This window comes from Arachidicoccus sp. BS20 (assembly GCF_001659705.1).
Classification (GTDB): Bacteria; Bacteroidota; Bacteroidia; order Chitinophagales; family Chitinophagaceae; genus Arachidicoccus.
Map to the genome: position 1 here is coordinate 984,716 of NZ_CP015971.1, position 24,748 is coordinate 1,009,463.

At 39.1% G+C, this 24,748-nt stretch carries 20 protein-coding genes; 6 read left to right on the forward strand and 14 right to left on the reverse strand.

What is annotated here, in order from left to right; genetic code table 11:
* The first annotated feature begins 84 nt into the window (after positions 1-84).
* Together A9P82_RS04455 and ruvB are read left to right on the forward strand one after the other, a co-directional pair.
* Complete coding sequence (locus tag A9P82_RS04455) at positions 85-1,077, forward strand: glycosyltransferase family 4 protein (RefSeq protein WP_066204565.1); 993 nt, start codon at positions 85-87, stop codon at positions 1,075-1,077.
* A gap of 86 nt (positions 1,078-1,163) precedes the next feature.
* The gene (gene ruvB, locus A9P82_RS04460) at positions 1,164-2,186 is read left to right on the forward strand and encodes a Holliday junction branch migration DNA helicase RuvB (protein WP_066204568.1); all 1,023 of its coding nucleotides are present in this window, start codon (positions 1,164-1,166) and stop codon (positions 2,184-2,186) included.
* Positions 2,187-2,521: 335 nt separating this feature from the next.
* Here ruvB and A9P82_RS04465 read toward each other — a convergent pair whose 3' ends face one another.
* From A9P82_RS04465 to A9P82_RS04505, 9 genes are all read right to left on the reverse strand, one after another.
* Positions 2,522-3,730 carry a pyridoxal phosphate-dependent aminotransferase gene (locus tag A9P82_RS04465; RefSeq protein WP_231891206.1) on the reverse strand — a complete coding sequence of 403 codons (1,209 nt, stop codon included), beginning with the start codon at positions 3,728-3,730 and terminating at the stop codon, positions 2,522-2,524.
* 114 nt (positions 3,731-3,844) lie between these two features.
* Complete coding sequence (locus tag A9P82_RS04470; RefSeq protein WP_231891207.1) at positions 3,845-4,807, reverse strand: glycosyltransferase family 2 protein; 963 nt, start codon at positions 4,805-4,807, stop codon at positions 3,845-3,847.
* A gap of 17 nt (positions 4,808-4,824) precedes the next feature.
* Positions 4,825-5,340: a DUF4199 domain-containing protein gene (locus tag A9P82_RS04475; RefSeq protein WP_066204571.1), complete on the reverse strand. Its 516-nt coding sequence runs from the start codon at positions 5,338-5,340 to the stop codon at positions 4,825-4,827.
* Between the two features lie 11 nt (positions 5,341-5,351).
* Positions 5,352-6,617 (reverse strand): dihydroorotase, encoded by a 1,266-nt coding sequence (locus A9P82_RS04480; RefSeq protein ID WP_066204574.1) that lies wholly within the window; start codon positions 6,615-6,617, stop codon positions 5,352-5,354.
* A gap of 102 nt (positions 6,618-6,719) precedes the next feature.
* Complete coding sequence (locus A9P82_RS04485; RefSeq protein WP_066204576.1) at positions 6,720-8,153, reverse strand: Nramp family divalent metal transporter; 1,434 nt, start codon at positions 8,151-8,153, stop codon at positions 6,720-6,722.
* Positions 8,154-8,361: 208 nt separating this feature from the next.
* Complete coding sequence (locus tag A9P82_RS04490) at positions 8,362-11,532, reverse strand: efflux RND transporter permease subunit (protein ID WP_066204577.1); 3,171 nt, start codon at positions 11,530-11,532, stop codon at positions 8,362-8,364.
* A gap of 84 nt (positions 11,533-11,616) precedes the next feature.
* Entirely contained in the window at positions 11,617-12,720 is a 1,104-nt protein-coding gene (locus tag A9P82_RS04495) for an efflux RND transporter periplasmic adaptor subunit (protein ID WP_066204578.1), read from the reverse strand.
* A 229-nt stretch (positions 12,721-12,949) separates the two neighbouring features.
* Complete coding sequence (locus A9P82_RS04500; RefSeq protein ID WP_066204580.1) at positions 12,950-14,221, reverse strand: TolC family protein; 1,272 nt, start codon at positions 14,219-14,221, stop codon at positions 12,950-12,952.
* A gap of 137 nt (positions 14,222-14,358) precedes the next feature.
* A complete protein-coding gene (locus A9P82_RS04505; RefSeq protein ID WP_066204583.1) occupies positions 14,359-14,757 on the reverse strand; it encodes a hypothetical protein in 399 nt (132 codons plus the stop codon).
* 320 nt (positions 14,758-15,077) lie between these two features.
* On the opposite strand from A9P82_RS04505, the gene A9P82_RS04510 reads away from it, so the two are divergent.
* The 3 genes from A9P82_RS04510 to A9P82_RS04525 all read left to right on the forward strand — a co-directional run bounded on the left by A9P82_RS04510 (position 15,078) and on the right by A9P82_RS04525 (position 18,494).
* Positions 15,078-15,638 carry a UbiX family flavin prenyltransferase gene (locus tag A9P82_RS04510; RefSeq protein WP_066209599.1) on the forward strand — a complete coding sequence of 187 codons (561 nt, stop codon included), beginning with the start codon at positions 15,078-15,080 and terminating at the stop codon, positions 15,636-15,638.
* Positions 15,639-15,648: 10 nt separating this feature from the next.
* Entirely contained in the window at positions 15,649-16,794 is a 1,146-nt protein-coding gene (locus A9P82_RS04515; RefSeq protein WP_066204586.1) for an alpha/beta hydrolase-fold protein, read from the forward strand.
* 650 nt (positions 16,795-17,444) lie between these two features.
* Positions 17,445-18,494, forward strand: coding sequence for a fatty acid desaturase family protein (locus A9P82_RS04525; RefSeq protein ID WP_066204591.1), 1,050 nt, complete (start codon positions 17,445-17,447; stop codon positions 18,492-18,494).
* 10 nt (positions 18,495-18,504) lie between these two features.
* Here A9P82_RS04525 and A9P82_RS04530 read toward each other — a convergent pair whose 3' ends face one another.
* From A9P82_RS04530 to A9P82_RS04550, 5 genes are all read right to left on the reverse strand, one after another.
* Positions 18,505-19,266 (reverse strand): LytR/AlgR family response regulator transcription factor, encoded by a 762-nt coding sequence (locus A9P82_RS04530; protein ID WP_066204594.1) that lies wholly within the window; start codon positions 19,264-19,266, stop codon positions 18,505-18,507.
* Between the two features lie 85 nt (positions 19,267-19,351).
* Positions 19,352-20,368, reverse strand: coding sequence for a sensor histidine kinase (locus A9P82_RS04535; RefSeq protein WP_066204597.1), 1,017 nt, complete (start codon positions 20,366-20,368; stop codon positions 19,352-19,354).
* 172 nt (positions 20,369-20,540) lie between these two features.
* Positions 20,541-21,776 (reverse strand): 4-hydroxy-3-methylbut-2-enyl diphosphate reductase, encoded by a 1,236-nt coding sequence (locus A9P82_RS04540; RefSeq protein ID WP_066204600.1) that lies wholly within the window; start codon positions 21,774-21,776, stop codon positions 20,541-20,543.
* A 6-nt stretch (positions 21,777-21,782) separates the two neighbouring features.
* Entirely contained in the window at positions 21,783-22,655 is an 873-nt protein-coding gene (locus tag A9P82_RS04545) for a hypothetical protein (RefSeq protein WP_066204603.1), read from the reverse strand.
* Positions 22,648-23,097 (reverse strand): GNAT family N-acetyltransferase, encoded by a 450-nt coding sequence (locus A9P82_RS04550; protein WP_066204606.1) that lies wholly within the window; start codon positions 23,095-23,097, stop codon positions 22,648-22,650. The genes A9P82_RS04545 and A9P82_RS04550 overlap by 8 nt, the downstream gene beginning before the upstream one ends.
* Positions 23,098-23,241: 144 nt before the next feature.
* Here A9P82_RS04550 and A9P82_RS04555 point away from each other — a divergent pair, with 144 nt between their 5' ends.
* Complete coding sequence (locus A9P82_RS04555; protein WP_066204609.1) at positions 23,242-24,687, forward strand: sodium:solute symporter; 1,446 nt, start codon at positions 23,242-23,244, stop codon at positions 24,685-24,687.
* The last annotated feature ends 61 nt before the right edge of the window (positions 24,688-24,748 follow it).

Below are 24,748 nucleotides of genomic sequence, written 5' to 3' on the forward strand. Positions count from 1 at the left end.
TTATTTTTTACATTTAATTATATAATGTAAAAATTTAATTACATTTGGAAGCAAATATTTGTTTCTTATCAAAGACACCCCCAGATGAAAATTGCCCATCTCATACATACTTTAAATACCGGCGGCAAAAGCAATATATTGACCGATATTGCGAAAGAACAGGCAAAATATTTAGATGCTGTAACTGTATTTGCAATCCACAATCGTATGCAACAATCGTCGCCGGTTACAGATAAAAATATATACACGATACAAGTACACAAGAAAAAACACAATAGTTTTTTCACGGATGCTTTGAAGCTAAACTATCTTTTATACAAGAGTAAAATAGATATCATTCATTGCCATGATGGTAAAGTTGCGAAACTACTATGCAAACGGCTTTTCAGGCGAAAGACAATCATTACTTCAGAGCATCTTCCCGCCGTTGATTTCAACGCAATTCTGTGTAAAGAAAATTATGAACGAAAGGACTTTTTCAGAATTGTATCAACAGGTTCACTAAATCATAAAAAACAGGGACAGCAAATACTTATCAAAGCTGTAAGACAACTTCGGAATGCCGGCATTAATAATATACGGGTAGATTTTATCGGCGACGGACCTTCGGCAAAATACCTCAAGGAACTTACTAATGATTATGGATTGAACGATATAATTTCCTTTCTTGGTTACAAAAGCAGAACATATATATTCCAACATTTGAAAGATTATGACCTTTTGGTTCGCACATCGCTGCACAGTAGTATTGAACTTGCGATAACCGAAGGATTGGCAGCTAAAGTTCCGGTAATTGCACCCGATACAATTACATCAAACTACATATCGGGACATGGTAAGTATGCCGTTCTTTTCCAGAAAGGGAATTATTTTGCATTGGCGGATGCTATAAAATACATTTATACAGGTGCTTCGGCAGCCGAAAAATTAGCCCTGAAAGCATACGAATATGCCGTAACCAAATATAACATAAAAGAAACAGCCGAAAATTATCTGAGAAATTATTTTCAAAAACACACAACTCCGCGACCAAAACCAACCATCAAAACGACCAATGGCAAAGTTCCGGCAAATTAATTTTTGCCGGAACTTTTTCATTTGCCTCCTTCGCACAGCAACAAACTTTCTGTCTTCCGTTTTCAACTTTAAACTAACTTTACGCCATGTCGAATCCGAATTTAAACACCGATGGGGCACAGGCAGATAAAGAGTTTGAAAACTCTATTCGCCCGAAAGAAATTAAGGAATTTTCCGGGCAGCCGCAGTTGATTGAAAACCTGAGAATATTCATCAAAGCCGCCAAGCTACGTGGCGAAGCGCTTGACCATGTGTTGTTTCATGGTCCGCCCGGTTTGGGAAAAACTACGCTTTCCCGCATCGTGGCAAACGAACTTGGTGTCAATATCAAAGAAACATCCGGTCCGGTCATTGAAAAACCCGGAGACCTCGCCGGGCTACTCACAAGTCTTGAGCCAAACGATGTATTGTTCATCGATGAAATACACAGATTAAGCACAGTTGTGGAAGAATATCTGTACGCTGCAATGGAAGATTTCCGTATCGATATAATAATTGACAGCGGTCCAAATGCACGCAGCATACAACTTTCCGTAAATCCATTTACGCTGATTGGAGCAACCACAAGAAGCGGCTTACTTACCGCTCCGCTTCTTTCGCGTTTCGGTATTAAATCTCGTTTGGAATATTACAATGCCGATACTTTAAAAACAATTGTTGAACGCAGCGCATACATTTTAAATACAGCCATCAAAGAAAATGCAGCATTTGAAATCGCACGCAGAAGCCGCGGCACGCCGCGTATCGCAAACGGCTTGCTTCGCCGCGTACGTGATTTTGCGCAGGTATTAAACGACGGGCAAATAGACATCGGTATTACACAACACGCGCTTCGAGCATTGAATGTGGATGAACACGGCTTAGACGAAATGGACAATCGTATTCTCTCTGCCATTATCGATAAGTTCAAAGGCGGTCCCGTGGGCATTACTACCATTGCAACCGCCGTAGGCGAAGAACCCGGAACCTTGGAAGAAGTGTATGAGCCGTTTTTGATTCAGGAAGGCTTTTTGCAGCGTACGCCGCGCGGGCGTGAAGCCACGGAACAAGCATATAAACATTTAGGAAAAATGCCGCATAAACACGGCAATCAAAGCGAATTGTTTTGAAAGGATTTTAGTCAAAATCTTGAAGAGAAATACACCATTGTTTCTGCCTTTTTACGACAATAAAAAAGGTCCGTAGTAGAAACTACAGACCGTCTTCGATTGCTTGCCATATGAAAAAAATGTAAAACTAATTTCTATCTTTTGCTGTTACGAGAACACAAAGGTAATTGTATCAATGTTATTAATCATTTAATAATTTGTAAAACTTCTTTTAAAGAACTACGCTGTTTACCTTTGAAATCGATTGAACAAAACTACGGCTAAATTTCATTTCGAAACAATACTTTCAACAATTGAAAGACGATATTTTTAGTTTTTAACGCTTATCTTACAAACTAATGTTTGGGATTTAGTTTTCCGTATTCCTTTAATGCAACTTCAAGGCAGTCCATCGCTTTCTCAATGTCATCTGCATTCAATACATACGCCAGACGAACTTCATCATTACCTAAACCTTTAGTTGCATAAAATCCCGGTGCAGGCGCCATCATTACCGTTTGTCCTTCATAAGAAAATTCTTCCAGTAACCATTGGCAAAAATCTTCCGAACTTTTTACAGGAAGCTTTGCCATTGCATAAAATGCACCGCCCGGATTAGGACAAAAAACGCCTTCCATTGCGTTCAGTCTTTTTACTAAAACATCCCGACGTTTTTTATACTCGGCTTTTGTTTCGTCAAAATAATCTTCGGGTAAATCGGTTGCAGCTTCGCCAAGAATCTGCGCTAAACCCGGGGGGCTTAATCGCGCTTGCGCAAATTTCAAAACCGTTTGCAGCAATATTTTATTTTTAGTAACAAACGCGCCAATGCGCGCACCGCAAGCGCTGTAACGTTTACTAATCGTGTCCATCAGCACTACATTTTCTTCCGCACCTTGCAATTGCATCGCGGAAAAATGCTCGCCTTCGTAACAAAACTCGCGATATGCTTCATCGCTGAACAGGTAAAGATTGTGTTTTAAAACAATCTCTTTCAGCGTTTCCATTTCTTCACGGCTGTACAAATAACCTGTTGGATTGTTGGGATTGCAAATGATGATTGCTTTAGTTTTCTCCGTAATCAGTTTTTCAAAATCCGCAACCGGCGGCAATGCAAAGCCCGTTTCAATCGCCGACGGAACAGGTACGACTTTTACGCCTGCTTCTACTGCAAAACCATTATAGTTTGCATAAAAAGGTTCAGGAATTATCACTTCATCGCCTGCATCGAAGCAAGCCATAAAACCGAAAATAATTGCTTCCGAACCGCCGGTTGTGATGAGAATATCGGAATAATCAACATCAATTCCGACACGTTTGTAATAGTCAGCAAGTTTTCTTCTGTAACTCTCATTGCCTGCGCTGTGGCTGTATTCCAGCACACGCAAATGCGCGTCGGCAACAGCTTTCATAATACTCGGCGGCGTTGCAATATCCGGCTGACCAATGTTTAAATGATACACTTTTGTTCCTCTTGCTTTTGCTTTTTCGGCATAAGGAACCAATTTTCTGATAGGCGATTCAGGCATTGCAATGCCGCGCCTGCTGATAGTTAAATTGGACACTTTAGATTTATGAATGGTAAATTATTAATTATGTTATCAGTTGTCTGTTCTTTATCGATAAACGAGTCGTCAATCGTGAGAACGCTCACTCACGATTCACCACTCACGAAAAAATTAATCAAGTCCCAACTTCTTTTCCACTAAATAATGATTTCTGTCGGATGCGCTGCGCGAAATTAATTCGCCTATAAAACCCGCGAGAAACAATTGCATACCGATAATCATTACGGTAAGCGCAATAAAAAATAAAGGGCTGTTGGTCAATCCTAAACGAAGATGCGTGAGCTTTAGAATAATCAAATATATGCTGATAAAAAAGCCTGCAAGAAAACACAAGCTCCCATACAAACCGAAAAAGTGCATTGGTCTTTTCCCGAATTTGCTGATGAAAGAAATCGTGAGCAAATCCAGAAAACCGTTGACAAAACGCGACCAGCCGAATTTTGTAACGCCGTATTTTCTTGCGCGGTGTTCCACCACTTTCTCTCCTATTTTTCTGAAGCCTGCCCATTTTGCCAGCACAGGAATATAACGGTGCATTTCGCCATACACTTCAATACTTTTAACAACCTTGTTTTTATAAATTTTTAATCCGCAATTAAAATCATGCAGTTTAATGCCGGAACTTTTTCGTGCCGTTGCATTGAACAATTTCGACGGTAAATTTTTCGTCAGCTTGTTGTCAAATCTTTTCTTTTTCCAGCCGCTTACCAAGTCGTAGCCGTCTTCAACAATCATCTTTCTCAATTCGGGAATTTCATCGGGACTATCTTGCAAATCGGCATCCATCGTGATTACAACATTGCCTTTGGCAGCCTTAAAACCTTCATTCAAAGCAGCGGATTTCCCATAGTTGCGCTGGAATTTGATGCCTTTAAAGTTGGTATTAATTTTCACAATATCCTGAATTACTTGCCAACTGTTATCGGTGCTTCCATCGTCCACGAAAATTACTTCGTAAGTAAAATTATTTTCTTTCATCACACGCGTAATCCATTCGCTCAGTTCGGGCAAAGATTCATCTTCGTTGAACAAAGGAACGATTACGGAAATATCTATGTTGTCGGGATTAAACATCGCTTTCAAAATAAAATTTATTGTCCAAAAGGATTATTTGCCTTCGGATTCTTCTTTGCAATTGCCGCGCCAATAACAGAAGATACTGCGCCAAAGAACGCATAAAATAATATTGAACCGCCAATAGCAAATACCATAAAATATTTATGTGCAACTTCCATTCCTTTGTCAATTTGGTCTTGTTGCATTCCTTTCTGAATCATTGCCTGCGTCTGCTTTTGCAATTGTTCATCTTCCAGATTCGGGAAGATAACTTTAAACATCAGTACAGTCCAGACAATCATTATCAATGCTATTGCAGCAGAAGTTTTGAATCCGTAAGCAAATAAATTGCCAAAAGTCACATTGCCGTTCAACGACTTTGAATATTGTATGCAAACTATAACAATTGCAACAATAAAAATCAGCAACCCAATACCGCCGAGCGCTTTATTCGTTTCCAGATTTGTAAAGTGCAATACTAATCCATAAACAATTGAGATTAAAGAAATCACAATTGCGTTTATCCAAAATGAAGGAACTTTCTTTTCCATACGACATATATTTATTGGTTAATAAAAAAATGGTTTTTAGCAACAGTCGCCAATACTTTTCCTTTCAGCTCTTTGTTAAACAAAGGCGAGTTTTGCGATTTGCTTTTGTTGTTTTCTTTCGTAAAAATAGTTACGCCGGTTGGCTGAAATACTGTCAGGTCGGCTGTTTTGCCTTCTTCAATCTTTTCATTTTTCAGACCGAAAATTTTCGCAGGATTTGTATTGAATAATTCAACAATTCTTTCCGCGCTTAGTTCCGGCAAAGATTCCTGTACCAAATTATATGAAGTTTGCAAACCGAGCATTCCGTTTTTTGCATATTCAAATTCTACATCCTTTTCATCGCTGTGCAAAGGAAAATGATGCGAAGTAATCACATCAATCGTTGCGTCAAGCACTGCTTGTTTTAAAGCAATTTGGTCTTCTTTGCTGCGCAGCGGCGGATTGGTTTTTAAGTTTGTATTATAAGACTGTAAATCTGCATCCGTAAAAAATAATTGATACGGCGCAACGCTGCAAGTGATGTTCAAACCTTCGGCTTTTGCCTTTGCAATCAACGCCACACTTTTTGCGGTGGAAATTCCCGTGACATGTAATTTACTTTCCGTGTACCGCAACAATTCAATATCGCGCGCAATCATCAATTCTTCCGCAATTGCAGGCAGTCCGGGCAGTCCGAGCTTTGTGGAAATAATCCCTTCATTGATTAATCCGTAAGTTCCTATTGATTTATCAAACGGTTGCTGAATCAAAATTCCGTCGAATGCTTTCACGTACTGCAACGCTTTTAAAAACAAGCCCGGCGACTGCACAGGATTCAATCCGTCGGAAAACGCAATTGCACCCGAATTGTGCATATCATACATTTCTGACAAGTCTTTTCCTTCTGCGTGTTGCGTAATCGCTCCCAAAGGGAAAACCTGAACAGGCAATGATTTTGATTTTTCTACGATGTAGGAAACCTGCGCTTTGTTATCAATTACAGGTTGCGTATTCGCAATCGTAAATACTTTGGTAAATCCGCCCGAAAACGCAGCAGCAGCGCCGCTTTCCAGCGTTTCGCGGTATTCTTTTCCCGGGTCGGAAAAGTGGGAAAAAATATCAATCCAGCCTTTGGAAACAAATGCCGCACCACAATCTAAAACTTCTATATTTTCCGCCGAAATATTTGAATCTATTCTCTGAATAATGCCATTATCAATAAGAATATCTTTTACTTGTAAATGATGCGAAGAACCTGCATCAACAATGGTTACGTTTTTCAGCAGAACATTCATAACGATAAGTAGAAATTTGCCGCAAGATAATGAAATAAATAATTGCCGCTAAAACACAAAGCCACTAAGTTCTGTCAAGAAATACTTTGTGCCGTTTTTGCCTTAAAGTCTTTGTGGCATTATTTTCACTTTTCTTTTTTTCATCGGATAATAAAACGTAACCGCGAACAATACAATCAACGCAACTGTTACAACAAGCGTAATCATTTTCGCAAACAAATATCCATGCAAACTAAATAATTCGTTGATTTCATCTGCTACCAACTTTGCATTCAAGTACACCAAAACAGCAGCAATCAGCCAAGCAACCATTTTTGTGCGGAGCGGAATTGCAAACTGTCCCATCGTCTGTTTATCACTTACAAAGTATATTAACGGAACGATAGCAAAACCGAGTTGCACACTCAGGATTACCTGACTCAAAATCAATAGTTGGTCAAGCTCTTTATCGCCGTAAATCAATATTACGGCAAGTGCAGGGATAATTGCCAAGAGCCGTGTAATGAGCCGCCTCAGCAAAGGATTAATGCGCAAATGCAAGTAACCTTCCATTACGATTTGTCCTGCAAGCGTTCCAGTAATTGTACTGCTTTGCCCGGCAGCAATTAGTGCAATTGCAAATAGCGTAGGCGCAAGTTTTGTTCCGAGTAAAGGCGCAAGCATTTGATGTGCATCTTCGATTTTTGCAATGCCTGTATGTCCTGTTTTGAAGAATACGCTTGCTGCCATAATCAGGATTGCCGCATTTACCAAAAACGCAAGATTCAAGGCAATCGTTCCGTCAATCGTATTGTATTTCAAGGCTTTTTTAATACCGTCTTCCGAACGGTTGATTCTTCTTGTTTGCACCAGCGCAGAATGTAAATACAAATTGTGCGGCATTACCGTAGCACCGATAATTCCGACAGCAATATATAATTCATCAGAAGAGAGTTTATGTGGAACAAATCCCAAAACAATATCGCCTGCATCCGGCTTTGCCAAAATCAATTCTACCAAAAAAGAAAGCCCTGTAATCGCAATTAATCCGATGATGAATAATTCCATTTTCCGCATTCCCAACTTCTGTAAAAAGAACAAAATAAATGTATCGAAAATGGTAATACAAACGCCCCACAAAATTGGGAGTCCGGTAAGTAAATGAATACCGATTGCCATGCCTAAAACTTCTGCCAAATCGCAAGCCGCAATGGCAAATTCGGCAAGAACGTATTGAGCAATATTGACAAACTTCGGATAGGTTGAACGGTTGATTTGCGCCAAATCCTGCTCACGCACCACGCCGAGACGTGCGCTCATATTTTGCAGCAACAAAGCAATGAGATTACTCATCAATAAAACCCAGATAAGTTTGTAGCCAAATTGCGCGCCGCCTTGTAAATCTGTTGCCCAATTTCCCGGGTCCATATATCCAACGCTTACCAGATATGCAGGACCGAGAAATGCCAGAATTTTTCTGAATCCTTTGCGTGCCTTCGTCGTATCTACACTCTGGTGCACATCGCTTAGCGAAGCTGAATGATTGTTTTTATTCATTTATCTAAATATCCATCTGTTGAACTACGGACACAAATATAATAAATTTTGGCAAGCCAAATTTATTTATTTGAAACAGCGAATAAAATACTTGCAGATTGCAGCTTTGTGTTCATAAGCAAATAAAAATGAATCATTACCTGTCCACCTATAGTAAAAAAAAATCCGCACCAAAAATTGATGCGGATTTTTTTTATATACAAAAGGATTAATTATTTGCAGACTGTGTATCTGCGTGCTTTGTATCGATTTTGCGATATGCCCAACGGAATATCAGCGGGAATACCAGCAACGAAAACACCATAGAACACAAAATACCACCAATGACTACGCGAGCCAATGGTCTTGAACTTTCCGAGCCAATACCAGTGGAAATCGCCGCCGGCAACAAACCGATTGCCGCCATCAGCGAAGTCATTACCACTGGACGAACCAACGATTCCACGCCGGTTTTGATGGATGTGTACAAAGGATTATCATGTCGCTTATAGAGTTCCATATTCTGCTTAAACGCTGTAATGAGCAACACGCCTTCGAGAATACAAATACCAAATAACGCAATAAACCCGATGCCTGCGGAAATGCTGAAATTCGTTCCCGTAATCAGCAATGCTGCGATACCCCCGACAACCGCAAAAGGCACATTGGTAAACACCAAACCTGCATCTTTAAAATTGCCGAACATTACAAACAATAAGAGGAAGATGAGCAACAAACTAATCGGCACAACCTGCGTTAAACGCTTCTGCGCACGCTGCTGGTTTTCAAAATCGCCCTGCCAAACCATGTTGTAGCCTTTTTTCAAATGAACGGATTTTGCAATTTTCGCCTGTGCTTCTGCAATGGCACTGCCCATGTCGCGCTCACGAATAGAGAACTTCACAGCAGAATAGCGTTCATTATCATCGCGGAAAATAAGGCAAGGACCTGTTTTAAAACTAATCTCCGCAATTTCCTTAATCGGCACTTGCGAACCGTTCAATGCAGGCACAAGCAGATTGCCTATATCATCCGTATTCTTTCTGAACTCTTCGGGAAAACGAATCCTGATGTCGAACTTTTTAATGCCTTCATACAACTGCGTTGCAGCCTTTCCGCCGATTGCCATTTCAATCACAGCGTTTGCATCGGCAGTAGTAACGCCGTATTGCGCCATTTTGTTTTGGTCGAGATGGATGTCCAGCTCCGGCTGTCCAAGATTTTTTATCACGCCCAAATCGGTAAAGCCGCGCACGGTTTTCAGCACATCATACACTTCGTTGGATTTTTCTTCCATATAGTCGAGCGAGTCGCCGAAGATTTTGACAACGATAGAGCCTTTCACGCCGGAAACAGCTTCTTCCACATTATCCATAATCGGTTGCGAAAAGTTCAAATCCGCACCGGGAACAACGGACAATTTTTTCTGCATCTGGTCAATCAGCTCGTCTTTTGTGATGTGCCGCTTCCATTCTTCTTTCGGATACAATGCCACGTTAAACTCAATGTTATAAAATCCCGTAACATCCGTTCCGTCATCCGGTCGGCCGTCTTGCGAAATCACGCGCGTCACTTCCGGGAATGTGAGCAGTTTTGTGCGCATTTCATTGGCAACTTCCAGTGATTTATTCAAATCGACGCTGTAAGGCAAAGTAGCACGCACATACAAAGAGCCTTCGTTCAGTTCAGGTAAAAATTCGCTTCCCAAAAAGTTGAATGCATAAAAACCGACTACTACAAAAATGAGCGCACCTGCCAACACCAACGGTCTGCGTCGATAGTTGAATTTGAAAACGCCCATAATAATTTTCGTAAAGAACTGAATTATCGGGTTGTGTTTTTCGCGCACATTTTTCTTTAATAAAATGCTGACCAGCACCGGCACAAGCGTTAAGGTAAACAACAACGCGCCCAACAATGCAAAACCCAGCGTAAACGCCAGCGGCGAGAACATTTTCCCTTCTACTTTCTGGAAAGAGAAGATGGGCAACAATGCTGTAATGATGATTAATTTGGAAAAGAAAATGGCTTTGCCCAATTCCGCGCCTTTGTTTTTCAGGATGCCGAGTTTCGCTCTTTTGTTGAAACGCTCCATACCGAGTTCGTGCGCCTGCGAATCTAACAGCACAAACAATCCTTCGACCATGACGACGGCTCCGTCAATGATAATACCGAAGTCAATAGCGCCGAGCGATAGCAGGTTTGCCGACATTCCCATGAGCTTTAAACAAATGAATGCAAACAACAATGCGAGCGGAATGATGATAGAAACGATTAATGTTGTTCTCCAGTTGAACATAAACAGCGACACAATCAGCGTTACCAGAATAATTCCCTCTGCCAGATTGTGCAGCACTGTGTGCGTGGAATAATGCACCAAATCTTCGCGGTCGTAGAAAGGAACAATCTTTACATCGGGCGGCAACACTTTGGTGTTGAGTTTTTCGATTTTTTCTTTCAATGCTTTAATTACATTGTTGGAATTTTCGCCTTTGCGCATGAGCACAATTCCTTCAACTACATCAGGCTTATCAACAATAGTTCTTGTCTTCCCTGTGTCAATTGCATCTGTGCGACCCACTGCGCCCAAGCGTGGGAGATTAGAAATCTGCACATTTGCAACGTCTTTAACCAACACAGGCATTCCTTTTACAGTCTCGATAAGAATGTTGTTGATTTCATTAATATCGTTCAACAAACCGATACCGCGCACTACATAAGCCTGGTCATTTTTCTCAATAATATCGCCGCCGATATTGATGTTGCTTTTGGCTACGGCATTGTAAACGTCCAACGGCGTAATGCCTCTGTCGCTCAGTTTGCGCGGGTCAACTTGTATCTCATACGTTTTTGCCATACCGCCGAAACTTACCACATCCGCAACACCCGGAACGGCGCGTATTTCTCTATCGACCGTCCAGTCCTGAATGGTTTTCAAATCGCGCGGATTGCGCATTTTGCTTTCCAAAGTGTAACGAAAAATTTCGCCTGTCGGTCCTGTAGGCGGCTGTACATCGGGCTGCAAGCCTTCGGGCAAATCGGCATTGGGCAAAAGATTATTTACCTGTATTCTGGCATAATCGTCCGTAACGCCGTCTTCAAACGTAACTTTTACAACCGACAAACCGAAGATGCTTGTAGAGCGCAGGCTCGTCTTTTTCTGCACGGGATTCAAAGCAATTTCCAAAGGAATGGTTACAAATTTTTCTACTTCCTCCGCACTGCGCCCGGGCCATTGTGTGATAATCGTAACCGATGTATTGGTAACATCGGGAAAGGCTTCAATAGGCATACTCTGAAAAGTAATAATTCCCCAAACGGCAAGTATTGCTGTGCCGAAGAAAACCATGTACTTGTTCTTTAGTGAGAATGCCAGTATTTTTCTTAATACTTTGTTCATCTAATATTTTTTAATGAGTAACGTGTAATGAATAATTAAGTACTCAATTGTTTTTCAATTTTCAATTCCGGGCTTTCGGTTTTACTAACTGTTCAGCGCCTGGTAAATCAGCAACGCCTGCGATGAAATAATCAGTTGTCCGTCTTGCAAGCCGCTTGAGATGTAAGTTCTGTCGCCCTTTGTTCCATCTACTTCCACCGGAACAATGGTAATGTCGGACGGACTTTTGTACACCAAAACATAGTTTTGATTATTGTCAAAAACCAATGCGCTTGACGGAATTGAAATCATTTGTTTATTGTCGGAGTAACTCACACTTACGCTGGTAAACATTGCAGGCTTCAGTAAATAGCCCGGATTGTTCAGCACGATGCGCACTTTCATCACGCGACTGTCTGGGTCAAGTACGTTCATGATTTTATCAATCTTTCCGCGAAATATTTTTCCCGGGTAAGAAAGCGTAGTAACATCCACGCTGTCGCCGCTTTTGATATACGATATATTGGATTCATACACATTTGCCATTACCCAAACCGTATTCAAATCGGAAATAGTAAAGAGGTTATTTCCATTGTCGTTGCGCACCGCCATTCCGTTGTTGATATTTTTTTCAACAATAAAACCTGAAATAGGCGCACGCACTACATATTCGCCATTGGACGAGCCGCCGTTGTTATCAAGAATACGTTGCGCTTTTTGTGCATTGGCTTTCGCCTGTACATATTGCTCTTCCGCATTCAGGCTGTCGGTCTTTGAAGCCAGTCCGCTTTTGTACATACTAATCGTAACTTCCCTGTTGTGTTTTGCTATTTGCAACTCACTTTCCGTCGTTGCCAAATCGTTGGAAAAACCTGTCATATCTGAGCTACGGAAGATAGCGAGCACTTGTCCTTTTTGCACGTAATCGCCGAGCGCTGTGCGAATATCCTGAGCAACGCCGCTAACCATCGGGTAAATTTTTATTACGTGGTCTTCGTCAAAATCCACTTGCCCGGTAAGCGTAATAGCGTTTGAATACACCGAATTTTTTACTGTGTCTATTGTTATTGTTTTCAGCAACGAATCGGGAAGCACATATTTACTGTCAGCAGTATTGTCGGCTGTTTGCGGTTTATTGCTCGAACAACTTTGCAGGAAAATGATTGCACCGATGATGAATAATAATGAACCGGAATTTTTTGTCTTCATATTTTTTTATTGAACTATTGAGGAATTTTTTGTGAAAATGTTGAACCACATAGAAACATAGAAAAATTGATTTAGGAATTAAGTATTATTAAACTCGTTCAAAATATAGGCAAGAGAGAAACATAGCATTTTTCATCTTTGATGAAAAACTATGCGATGCTCTTACTCGCTTAAATTTTCTATGTAAAAAGCCTATGTTACTATGTGGTTTATTTTTCATTTTTTCTTTTTAATAAAAGTTGCTGCCGCTATAAAAGTTGAGCGCTTCAAAAGCGTTCATGCGGTTGATTTGCAGGTTGTCTGCCTGTAAAACATTCTCTTTATATGCGTCATAAAAATCAAGAAAGTCGAGCAAGCCGATGGTGCGCGCCTGATAACTTTTTAATGTTGCCTGCTGTAATGTTTTAAAATCTTCGTCAAAATTTTTATCGCGCTTTCTGTATAAATCGTCATACGTGTTGGCTTTTACATATTCATTGTAAATATTTTCCTGCACGGTTGCCGTTGCATTTTGTTCATTAATTTCAGATAATGTCGTTTGCAGTTTTGCCGATTTTATATTGCCCTGGTTTCTGTTGAAGAAAGGCAAATCCATTGCAACACCAAGACTTGTAAAATGATTTACGGAACTTCCCTGTTGGTCGTAACCCAATTGCAGCGAGAGATCGGGAACGGCTAATGCCTTTTGGTAACTGTAATTCAGCCGGTTGATTTGCGTGTTCAATTTCGCCATTTGAATGTCGGGATGATTGAGCAATGCAGAATCGATAATCGTTTGCAAAGGATATTCGCTTGGCGATAGTTTTTCTACATATTCTTTATCCACTTCGGGCAGTACAAATACTTGCGGCAAATGCAGCAATAAGCGCAGTTCGCTTTCCGTATCATTGATTTGATTAATCAAATCGTTGTATTCCGATTGCAGGCTGTACAACTGCGCTTTCACGCGCAACGCTTCTTTTTGCGACACATTTCCTTGTGTGAGTTGTACATCAAAACCGTTGGTTAATGTTTGCAAAGAATTGATTTCATCAATATAAGCTTGCGCCGATTTGTGCAAATAATAAATCGTGTAAAAATCCGTATGCAGCGTGTACTTCAGCGTTTTCAATACTTCTGTGAACTGCACTTGCGAAAGCTGCGTATTTGCCTGTGCAATTTTTATTTGCTTGTTTCTTTTTCCTGCAAGCAAAATTTCCTGCGAAAGCTGCGCGGTTACTTCGCCATTTTGTCCGAAGGGAAACCAACCTTTTGTTTGCGGATTATAAATTTCCGTTGCGAACTGCAAGTTGGGATTCGGGAATAATCTCGCTTGTTCTTCCAATGCTTTCTGCGCGCCGATGTTGTATTTCTGCGCGAGCAATTGAAGATTGTTTCTTAAAAAAATATTGTCCGCGCTGTCGAGCGAAAGTCTTGCTGTATCTGCATTTTGCGCGCAAACGATTGCCGAACTACACAACGCGACAACACCCATCAAAATCTTTTTGATTTTTGTCATCATATAGAATTAATCAATGAAAGAAGTATAAACTAATTTCTTAGTCAATAATAAATCATGAGTGAAGCATTGCTCCAAACTCAAATTGTGCAAGCACACATATATCAATGTTTGCCCGCATCATAAATAGTGATTAAAAACTACGAAAGTTTCGGAGGAGGAGGATTGATTTCTTTGAAATAAAGATAATCGTAAGTGTTTTTATAATGCGCATATTTGCGTGTATCCACCGGAAGTTCTATGTCGCACGTTTCTTCAATTCTTTGGTATTCCGAAAAAAACTGAATTTGAGTTTTAACTACCTTAACGCAATTTCTTGTATGATTTCCGTTCTGTTCGGGAAATGCGTTGGAATAATCCAACACTTCTTCGACAATATATTCTGCAAGGCAATCGATTTGATTAGTTTGAATAATGGTATTTCCTTTATTGGTTACTACTGCTTCTTTGTACGCACATCCGTAAACGCTCAAATTTAAAACCTGAAGCGCCAGTATCAGTACGATAAACTTAACGGATAATGTGCGGAAATTTTTCATTCAAAAATCAATACACACAAAAATATAAAAGTGATTTGAAATGTATCCACTTAAAGGTTATAAATATATTAAAAAAACAAAAGCTAACTATCGGTTGAAAGTATTATAAACAGGGCTTTATAGAAAGCTACTAAACCTTTTATATCTTTCGTACTGGAAAGTTTCCATTAGCACGAATATTATTTGAGCTATAAGATTCGTAGTGCATCAATTACGGCAATGTCTTCGCTTATCTTAATGTTCCATTTGTGTTGTCGACATATGTAAAAAGATAAATGCAATCGCTTTTTGTTGTTTATTTTTGTTTTTTACTTTTCAACATGACAAATAAAATCGCAGTTGCCATTACAGGCGCAAGCGGCGCCATTTATGCAAAAGTTTTATTAGACAAACTAATATTACTGAAAGAACAATGGAGTGAACTTTCTGTTGTGATGAGCAACAATGCAAAGGAAGTTTGGCGCACCGAACTCGGTAATGAAGATTATAAAAATTATCCTGTAAAATATTTTGACAAATACGATTTCAACGCGCCGTTTGCTTCGGGTTCGGCACAATACAACATCATGATTGTTGCGCCTTGCAGCATGGGAACGCTCGGCAGAATTGCGTCCGGCACAAGCGACGATTTACTCACGCGCGCTGCCGATGTGGCTTTGAAAGAAAGGCGAAAACTGATTCTCGCCGTGCGCGAAACGCCATACAATCTCATCCATATCAAAAACATGGAAACGGTAACGCTCGCAGGCGGCATTATTTGTCCGTTATCGCCATCGTTTTATAGCGTACCTAAGACATTAGAAGACGTTGCTGCAACGGTTGTAAACCGCATCATCGACCTTGCGGGCTTACAACAGACCGGTTTCCGATGGGGGAACTAATCACTTCATTATGCGTTTAAAAATTATTTTATTTTTCTCTTTGATGACACACTCACTTTCAACCGGCGCACAATTTCACGTTCAGCTTCGACTTACCATCCCATCAAATATTCCTACAAAAAGCGATGATATTTTTCTTGCCGGAAACTTCAACGGCTGGACAACTTCCGACAAAAACTATCAGTTCAAAAAAGATAAATCGGGCAAATATCTGCTGAATATTTCTTTGGATAAAGGCTACTATGAATATAAAATAGTACGCGGCAACTGGGCAAATTCCGAAGTGGGAAAAAACGGCGAAACTATGGAAAACAGGACATTACAGCTTAACAGAGATAGTGTGATACAAGTTTCAGTCGCTAACTGGGCAGACAATTTTTTACCGGTTATAAAACAAAATACCGCCACACAGAACGTTCATTTTTTAAATACCGCTTTTTTCATTCCTCAACTGCAAAGAACAAGGCGCGTGTGGATTTATCTGCCGCAGAATTATTTTACATCATCCAAAAAATATCCCGTAATTTATATGCAGGACGGACAAAATATTTTTGATGAAGCCACCGCATTTTCCGGCGAATGGGGCGTGGACGATTATTTAAACTCTTTACCTGTTGAACAGCAATGTATTGTAGTTGCGGTTGACAATGGCGATAGCTTGCGTATGAACGAATACAATCCGTACAACACGAAAAGATTCGGAAAAGGCGAAGGAAATGCGTATGCCGATTTTCTCGAACAAACACTAAAACCCTTTGTTGACAAGCATTACAGGACATTGAACGATGCAGGACACACGGCAATTGCGGGAAGCTCGATGGGTGGATTAATTTCTTTTTTCGCAGCAATAAAATATCCGGAAACATTCGGCATCAGCGGAATTTTTTCGCCGTCATTCTGGATTGCTCCGAAACTTAAAAAGGATATAAAGAAATTTTCAACTCAGTTCAATGACAGCCATTTTTACTTTTACGGCGGCAATAAGGAATCTGACAGTATGGTTATCAATATTGAAGCAGTGCAGAAAGAATTACTTCTATTTAAAAACGTCCAAACCCGCATTAATATTGACCGCGAAGGCATCCACAATGAAGCTTTCTGGCGAAAACATTTTCCGGGTTTTTACAAATGGTGTTTGGAAATTTGGAAGTTGTGAGCAATTTTCGCGGATAGTGTAGCAATTCCTATGACTGCTCAAAAATGTTTCCGGTATAATTCATGCCATGAGGGAAACCATTATGAGTTATCGTAGAATATTTCGGAAATGGGACAGCAATGAAAGTCAAAAACTTTTTCAATATCCTCTCTGGTTAGCTGTTTGCTTGATATTTTTATAATGGTGTATTGGTCGTTAAATTCACAATTTACCTCATCATCAATTGATTCTAAGTCTTCCGCTAACCAAAAGGCATCGGTTACATTTATATATTTATCTATCTTGAATAAGAAACTCTTCATTTTAGTATAGATTTATTATCTGATTGAGAACAAATCAAATCAAAATAAAAGTTTATTTACCCGCATTTTAGCGGAAGCAGACATATTTAAGATTAAAGCGGGCAATAACAATTATTTTAAGAAAATGTTCTCGTTTTTATTTCAAACCGTATGTATTATCGTATTACAAATCAGAAGTATTGTATTAATTTGGCTGTGAATATTACACTGAATACATTATTGGAAATTTTTCCAAAATAGATTTCTGCTTTAGCGACGATTTTGCCCGTCTCCCGTTAATTTCTCCTTCAAGACCTGATGGTTACTGCTTTATTTGCAACTAAAATTGATAACATTTAAAGATTAACCATGCGTACACTACCCGATACACTGACCGACCCTGTTGGTTTAAAGCCGCCATATTATATTTGGTTGGATAAGTTCTTTCTCCGCTTAATCCGCGATGAAAGGGATTTGCCTTTTATTTATTTTACGCTCAGTATTATCTTATTCCTGATTCCGTATGCCGTATTATTGTTCAGCCACTTGTTCGTCGGACTAAACTGGTGGGCAGCAGCAATCTTTTATATGATAATTAATGCCGCTTCTTTCATTGGTCGTTTTTCGCTGATGTTTCATTGCGCAGCTCACCGGACTTTATTTAAAAAGCAATACAATTATTTAAACTACATACTTCCGTATTTTATCGCTCCGTTTTTTGGGCACATGGCAGATACTTATTATTCGCACCATATTGGTATGCACCATGCAGAAAACAATCTTGAGGACGATGAAAGTTCGACCATGTCTTACCAACGCGATTCTTTGAAAAGCTTCTTGTTATATCTGTCAAGGTTTATTGTACGAGGATTGTACGACCTCGCTTCCTATTTGAAAAAGAAAAACCGGAAAAAATTAATGTACAGCGCTATACGCGGGGAAATTATGTTTATCATTATGTGTATAGTTTTGAGTTGTTTTAATTGGCGAGCCACGTTCTGCGTGTTTATTTTCCCCTATTTCTTTTACCGGCTGATTGCTATGCTCGGTAATTGGGCGCAACACGCTTTTATTGACCCGGCAGAACCCGGCAATGGTTATAAAAACAGCATGAACTGTATCAACAGTAAATACAATTGGATATGCTGGAACGATGGATACCACATATCACATCATTTAAAACCAACGATGCACTGGACGGAGCATCCGGCTTATTTCCAAAAGACAATTGACAAATATGTTGAAAATAACGCCGTTGTTTTTAGTAAGATAGACATAATGATGGTTGCAGTGCTTTTGCTTGCAAAGCGATATGATTTATTGGCTAAGAATTTTGTAAATATCGGCAATCGATTTTCATCAGAGGAAGCCGTTATTGCATTCTTAAAAGAAAGAACTGCACGGTGCGATAATCAATAAAAGGCGCTTACTACGCTCCTTCAAGCCACCGTAAAAAACCGGATGCATTTGCCTTGCTGATGACTATTGTTTCAGGCGCTTGTACAACAAGTTTAGCAATGAGCTTTCGTGAAAAAAATCTTTCTATGCTTGCAATGGCAAGTCGGTTGATAATAAATTGCCGGTTGGCGCGATAAAAGACTTCCGGGTCAAGTACTCTTTCCAGCTCGTCAAGTGTTGAAGGAATGAAATATTGATGATGTTTATTCGTACCGATTTGTATGACCGAATTTTCCAGATACAGATAAGCAATATCATTTACCGAAAGCGGAATAATGTTTCCCCGTTGTTCAACGAGAATCGTTTTTTTATAAATATATTTTAATTGCTGACCCAATTTTTCAATAGAACGTGTTGCCGTTACGGGTTCAAAAGCCGATTTGAGGCTTCGATACTTCTCCATTGCTTTCGCTACCGCGTCTTCGGTAATTGGTTTTAATAAATAGCTGACAGCATTTGTTTCAAACGCTTCGAGCATATATTCATCGTAGGCGGTACAAAAAATAACAGGTCTTTTTAAGGAAACTTCCCGATAAATTTCAAAGCACATTCCATCTACCAATTGAATATCGGAAAAAATCAGGTCGGGTAAGTTATCTCCTTTCAAAAACGCAATGCTCGCCTCCACAGAATCCAGCATTGCCAGCACGGTATTGGAAGCATCTAAGTCAACCAATATTCTTGCCAGCTCGTTTGCGGCATTTATTTCATCTTCTATAATTAAAATTTTCATTTGCTTGTTTTATTGTTTTTTAATTACCGGATGGAATTTGCCAAAATAATTATCGCTTTTTGTATGTGAATATCTATGGCTCATTTCATGTCTGTATCGGTAATTTAACTTTAAACATTGTTGAACTTTTCTCAATAACAATATTCCGGGAAAACAGAAGCTGATAACGACTCATTAAATTGTCCAGCCCTACCCCTGTTGAATAATGTTGAGCCGTTTTCGGCGAAAGACTGTTGCAAATAATAATATGCGATTCGTTGTTGTATATCCGAATTTGCAAAGGCTTATTAATCGCTGCCACATTGTGCTTAATGGCGTTTTCCAGCAAAAGTTGTAAGGTAAGCGGCGGAATATTGGTTTGCATTAATTTTTCCTCAATGTCAATATTTATGTCAATAGCATTTCCCATGCGAATTTTGATAATGTACAGATAAGACGTGATGAAACTCAACTCTTTCGCCAGAGGCACAAGGTTCAGTTTATTATGAACCAGCATATATCTGTAAACAGAAGCGAGTTCGGCAACATAAACCTTTACCGGCTTTTCCTGTGTTATCGCACTTAAAGTATTTAGCGTATTAAAGAGAAAGTGAGGGCTCATCTGCTCTTTCAAATTGGACAAATTGGCTTCCAACTGAGCTTGTTTAAGCTTCTCTATTTCTAAACTACGTCTCTGGCTTTCTCTGAACAACTGCAAATAAAAAACTATAAAAAATTGTACGGCGCTGATGAGCACACACCTTAATATTACCAAATACCAGTTCAGGTCCTCTTTGGCTATGGTAAAAGGAGAGCTTTTTACAATTTTATCGAAAGCAAAATCAAGCGAAACCGAAACTGTAAAAATGATTACTGCAACAAGTATAATCTTGAATAAATAAGCCGCATATCGCCATTTACTACCGGCTGAAGCAAATTTTCGATTCAGCCAAAGATGAAGAAAGAAAGCAAGTACACCGGCTATAAAAGTATATCGGATTGTACGGACAGCTAAAAATAAACCGCCCGATTGAACATCATCGGCAGTCAATTTTATAGGTAACACGGCAAGAGCTATTCCAAGCGGAATGATTACACCCAATATTCGATATTGCTTCGACATACGACAAAGTTAGCAAACTGTGTTTCTTGCTGGTTCAAAAAATATGTGAGGCGGGCAATTTTGCAGCTAAGATGATTATGTAGATAAAAACTAAGTCGCGATTGAGAAAACAAAAGAATATAAATCTAATTCCAAAATAATATTTATTCTTTCGTTTTCAGCAAGCCGTAAATCATGCTCCGTCAATTATCCGTTCAAGCATTTCATCAAACTTTTCTTCACAATCATACAGCGATAAAATTTTTTTAATCACGTCTTCCACAATCGCATCTGGACAGCTTGCACCGCTTGTGAGCAATATTTTTACCGGATATTTTTCAGGAAGAAAATTATCTACTTCAACAATTTCTTTCGTACTCCAATTGCAGGTTTCAATCGTTTTTTTAGAACGAATTTTATCGGCGCTGTTGATAAAATAAGTTGGCAGTTTTTCACTGCAAAGCTCCACCAAATGAGAAGTATTGCTGCTGTTATAACCGCCCACGACGAATGCCAAATCCGCATCTGTACCCAACATCCCGCTTACGGCAGATTGATTATCATTTGTTGCATAACACAATGTGTCGCGTGTATCGGCGAAGCGTTCGCCAATATTTTGGTCGGCAAGCTGATAATGTATTTTAATCACTTGCTTCAGAAAGTCCGATATTGCCTGAGTTTCGCTCGCAAGCTGTGTGGTTTGATTAACAACGCCAATACGCTGCAAATCTTTTTCGACAGAAAAATTTGCAGAATGTTTCCACTTAAATTCTTCATAAAAACGTTGCGCCGGTTTTTCACCCGTGATATATTTTGCCAACTCTTTCGCTTCGTCCATATCGTTTACAATCACAGTTGGTGTTTTGGACGAAGCATGGGAAAACGTGGCACGGGTTTCCTCGTGGCGCGGCTTTCCGTGAACCACGATGCTGTAACCTTTGCGCGCAATCTGCTCGCTGCGATTCCAAACTTTTTCCACAAACGGACAAGTGGTGTTATATTTTTCCGTAGGAATGCCTTTTTCTTTCAGCAATTTTTCGATTTCCAGGGTTGTTCCGAAAGCAGGAATTACTACAATATCGTTGTTGGAAATTTCATCAAAAGGAATGATTTGTCTGCCGTAAGTGTCTTGTAAAAATTTTACGCCGCGCGCCGCTAAATCTGCATTCACTTGCGGATTATGAATCATTTCGCTCAACAAATAAATTTGCTTGCCGGGATTTTCATTGATGATGTTAAACGCAATCTCTATCGCATTTTCAACACCATAGCAAAATCCGAAATGACGCGCGAGATATAATTGCACATCGCCGAAATCGAGCAACGTAGGCGAAAAATCTTTCTTCAGTTTGTCATCTGCGCGACGCTTGTCTTTAATTGCGCTGATGAGCGAACTTCGGTATATGTTGGGAACGTTGAATTGTTTCATTGATGATTAAATTGAGAAACTTGGATTTGCTTGATAATTGTAAAAGTCTTTGTCAAAAAGAATTACCTGCATTATGTTTTGCTCTTTTATTTCTTGCTCAGAATTCTTTATCACAGTTGTCCATCCTTTCACATCTTCCTTAATATGTTTAATTTTTATTTTTTCTACAACACTCTCCCATTCCATTTTGATAGAATCGAAAAATGTTTGGTGTTCTCTATCTATATAATTCAGACTTTTCAATAGAAAATCAGCAATTGCTTTTGTCGGTTCATCCATGAAATGCTTAAATGATAAATAATTAGGAGAAATATACTTCCTCTTATGTATCAATAAAACTTCTTTCAATCGGTTTGGAGCATAAGTTCTATATTCTCTGAAATGAGCCGAGAATATATGTATCTTTTCACTTTCTAAATATTTCTTGTACTCGTGTTTTAAATAATCTATCTTAATTTTTTCCTGAAAAAGTGGTAAAGAAATGTATGAGTCAAAAGTTTTTTTAATAAACTTCGGAATAATTTGCTTTTGATAAGTTTCTATTAATTCTTCGTAATAATGAATCCAAACTATTCTTTTTCCGTCATCTTCAAGCAATTGTTTTTTATAATTTTCTTCTTGTTGATTGTACCAACGATTGAGTTTTTCAAATTGAGTTTTATCTAAAGCTCTTTTAAAATAATCATACATCAAATCTTGTTCTTCCCATACATTTAGCGCGTACTTCGTTGTATAAAAATCTTTCTCATCCTCAAAAGCCAATACTTTTTCTGCCTGCTCAAATGATAAATTTAAAAAATTATACCTCATCTGTACAATTTCAATTTGAACATTATAATCATGCAAATCCATCTTTTTATATTTTTCAGAATCAATCATTCTTTATCATTTTTATATGCTCAATTCCTGCTTCTAAATACACATCGCTTATTTTTTCAAAGCCCAAAGATTCATAAAATTTTTGCAAGTACAATTGTCCGCTTATTTTAATAGCTCCTTTACCAAACAAATTGTAACAATTTTCAATCGCCTGATTCATCAGTCCTTTACCGATTCCTCTTCCGCGATAACTGAAATCAACCGCCACCCTGCCGATGGACATTTCGCTGTAAGCCAATCCCGGCGGCAGCAAACGCGCGTAGCCGCAAAGAATTTCGCCGTCGTAAATCGAAAGATGATAAGATTGCTGGTCTTTATCGTCCAAATCCAAATCATCGCAACGCTGTTCTACATAAAAAACCTGATTGCGGATTTGTAAAATTCGGTACAATTCAATCAACGAAAGTTCGTCAAATTTCTTACATACAAATTGTAAATTCATGGAGCAAAAGTAAAGATGAAAATTAATTAAGAATTAGTAATAAAAAATTAAGAATTGTTGAATTTCCATTAACAATTTGTATTTCCTGCATGTGGGAGTTAATTATTAATTACCGATTTTTAATTCTTAATTTATATTTGCTTCATGTCTGCAACACTTTTACTCAGTATCGTTTTCATTTATTTCCTGCTGCTGCTTTTCGTTTCGTGGAAAACGGGCAAAGGCAGCAACAACGAATCTTTCTTCATCGGCAACCGCCGCAGCAACTGGATGCTCGTGGCTTTCGGCATGATAGGAACTTCGCTCAGCGGCGTTACATTTGTAAGCGTTCCCGGCGCAGTCGGTTATGATTCTTTTCATTATTTACAAATTACGCTCGGCTATATGCTCGGCTATTTTACGATTGCGTTTATTCTGCTGCCATTGTATTATAAATTAAAACTCATTTCCATTTACGGATACCTTGAAACCCGGATGGGAACTGCATCTTACAAAACAGGTACGTTGTTTTTTATTGTTTCAAGATGGTTTGGCGCAACGGCAAGACTGTACCTTGTAGTCAATATTATGCAGGTAATTATTCTGGATAAACTGCACGTTCCGTTTTGGGTTACAACGCTCATTATTCTTGCAATGATAATTTTATACACGTATGAAGGCGGCGTTAAAACCATTGTGTGGACAGATACTTTGCAAACAAGTTGTATGCTGATTGGACTAATTGTTTGCAGCGCTTACATTTTGCACCATCTCAATATGAACATTGGCGAAAGCCTTGATGCCATGCGCATTCACGGCTTTACGGAAATTTTCAACACCAATATCGATGATAAAAATTTCTTTGTAAAACAAATTCTTGCAGGTGCATTCATCACCATTACAATGACGGGCATTGACCAGGAAATGATGCAGAAAAGTATTTCGGTTACGCGGCTGAAAGATTCAAAGAAAAATATGGTGTCGCTTGGCTTTATTATGTTGATTGTGATTTCATTATTTTTATTTCTTGGCGGTTTGTTGCACTTATTTAAAATACAGGAAAATATTGTTGCAAGCGGCGATCAACTTTTTCCTGCAATCGCGATGGAACATGCGCCCGCAGCGCTTTCCGTGATTTTTATCATTGCCCTGATTTCAGCATTGTTTCCCAGCGCAGATGGTGCGATGACAGCTTTGACTTCATCCATTTGCATTGATATTTTAGGAATGAAAAGAAGAACCGACTGGAACGAAGAGAAACAAAAATCCATCCGCAAAAAAATTCATCTTTGGGTAGCGCTTAGTTTTTTGATTTTGGTGCTGGTGTTTAAATGGATTAACAACAACAGCATGATTGGCATCATTTTGAAACTCGCGGGTTATACTTACGGACCTTTACTTGGACTATTTGCGTTCGGCATTTTCAGCAAGCGAAAAGTAAATGATAAACTTGTTCCAATGGTTTGCTTTGCTGCGCCGGTCATTTGTTTCTTTATAGATTATTATCAAAAAAAAATTTTCGGAAATTTTCAAATCGGTTTGGAATTGATTGCAATTAACGGATTACTGACTTGGCTTGGGTTGCGGATGATTTCAAAGTCTGAACCATGATTTGGGAAGATTTAAAGGATTATCAGGAAATTCATGATAACAAATAACGGACAACAGGCAA

Excerpts from the sequence above, each read along its gene's own strand:
- A9P82_RS04455 (WP_066204565.1), top strand. The coding sequence starts at position 85 with ATGAAAATTGCCCATCTCATACATACTTTAAATACCGGCGGCAAAAGC.
- ruvB (WP_066204568.1), top strand. The coding sequence starts at position 1,164 with ATGTCGAATCCGAATTTAAACACCGATGGGGCACAGGCAGATAAAGAG.
- A9P82_RS04470 (WP_231891207.1), bottom strand. The coding sequence starts at position 4,807 with ATGTTTAATCCCGACAACATAGATATTTCCGTAATCGTTCCTTTGTTC.
- A9P82_RS04475 (WP_066204571.1), bottom strand. The coding sequence starts at position 5,340 with ATGGAAAAGAAAGTTCCTTCATTTTGGATAAACGCAATTGTGATTTCT.
- A9P82_RS04480 (WP_066204574.1), bottom strand. The coding sequence starts at position 6,617 with ATGAATGTTCTGCTGAAAAACGTAACCATTGTTGATGCAGGTTCTTCG.
- A9P82_RS04485 (WP_066204576.1), bottom strand. The coding sequence starts at position 8,153 with ATGAATAAAAACAATCATTCAGCTTCGCTAAGCGATGTGCACCAGAGT.
- A9P82_RS04490 (WP_066204577.1), bottom strand. The coding sequence starts at position 11,532 with ATGAACAAAGTATTAAGAAAAATACTGGCATTCTCACTAAAGAACAAG.
- A9P82_RS04495 (WP_066204578.1), bottom strand. The coding sequence starts at position 12,720 with ATGAAGACAAAAAATTCCGGTTCATTATTATTCATCATCGGTGCAATC.
- A9P82_RS04500 (WP_066204580.1), bottom strand. The coding sequence starts at position 14,221 with ATGATGACAAAAATCAAAAAGATTTTGATGGGTGTTGTCGCGTTGTGT.
- A9P82_RS04505 (WP_066204583.1), bottom strand. The coding sequence starts at position 14,757 with ATGAAAAATTTCCGCACATTATCCGTTAAGTTTATCGTACTGATACTG.
- A9P82_RS04510 (WP_066209599.1), top strand. The coding sequence starts at position 15,078 with ATGACAAATAAAATCGCAGTTGCCATTACAGGCGCAAGCGGCGCCATT.
- A9P82_RS04515 (WP_066204586.1), top strand. The coding sequence starts at position 15,649 with ATGCGTTTAAAAATTATTTTATTTTTCTCTTTGATGACACACTCACTT.
- A9P82_RS04525 (WP_066204591.1), top strand. The coding sequence starts at position 17,445 with ATGCGTACACTACCCGATACACTGACCGACCCTGTTGGTTTAAAGCCG.
- A9P82_RS04530 (WP_066204594.1), bottom strand. The coding sequence starts at position 19,266 with ATGAAAATTTTAATTATAGAAGATGAAATAAATGCCGCAAACGAGCTG.
- A9P82_RS04535 (WP_066204597.1), bottom strand. The coding sequence starts at position 20,368 with ATGTCGAAGCAATATCGAATATTGGGTGTAATCATTCCGCTTGGAATA.
- A9P82_RS04540 (WP_066204600.1), bottom strand. The coding sequence starts at position 21,776 with ATGAAACAATTCAACGTTCCCAACATATACCGAAGTTCGCTCATCAGC.
- A9P82_RS04545 (WP_066204603.1), bottom strand. The coding sequence starts at position 22,655 with ATGATTGATTCTGAAAAATATAAAAAGATGGATTTGCATGATTATAAT.
- A9P82_RS04550 (WP_066204606.1), bottom strand. The coding sequence starts at position 23,097 with ATGAATTTACAATTTGTATGTAAGAAATTTGACGAACTTTCGTTGATT.
- A9P82_RS04555 (WP_066204609.1), top strand. The coding sequence starts at position 23,242 with ATGTCTGCAACACTTTTACTCAGTATCGTTTTCATTTATTTCCTGCTG.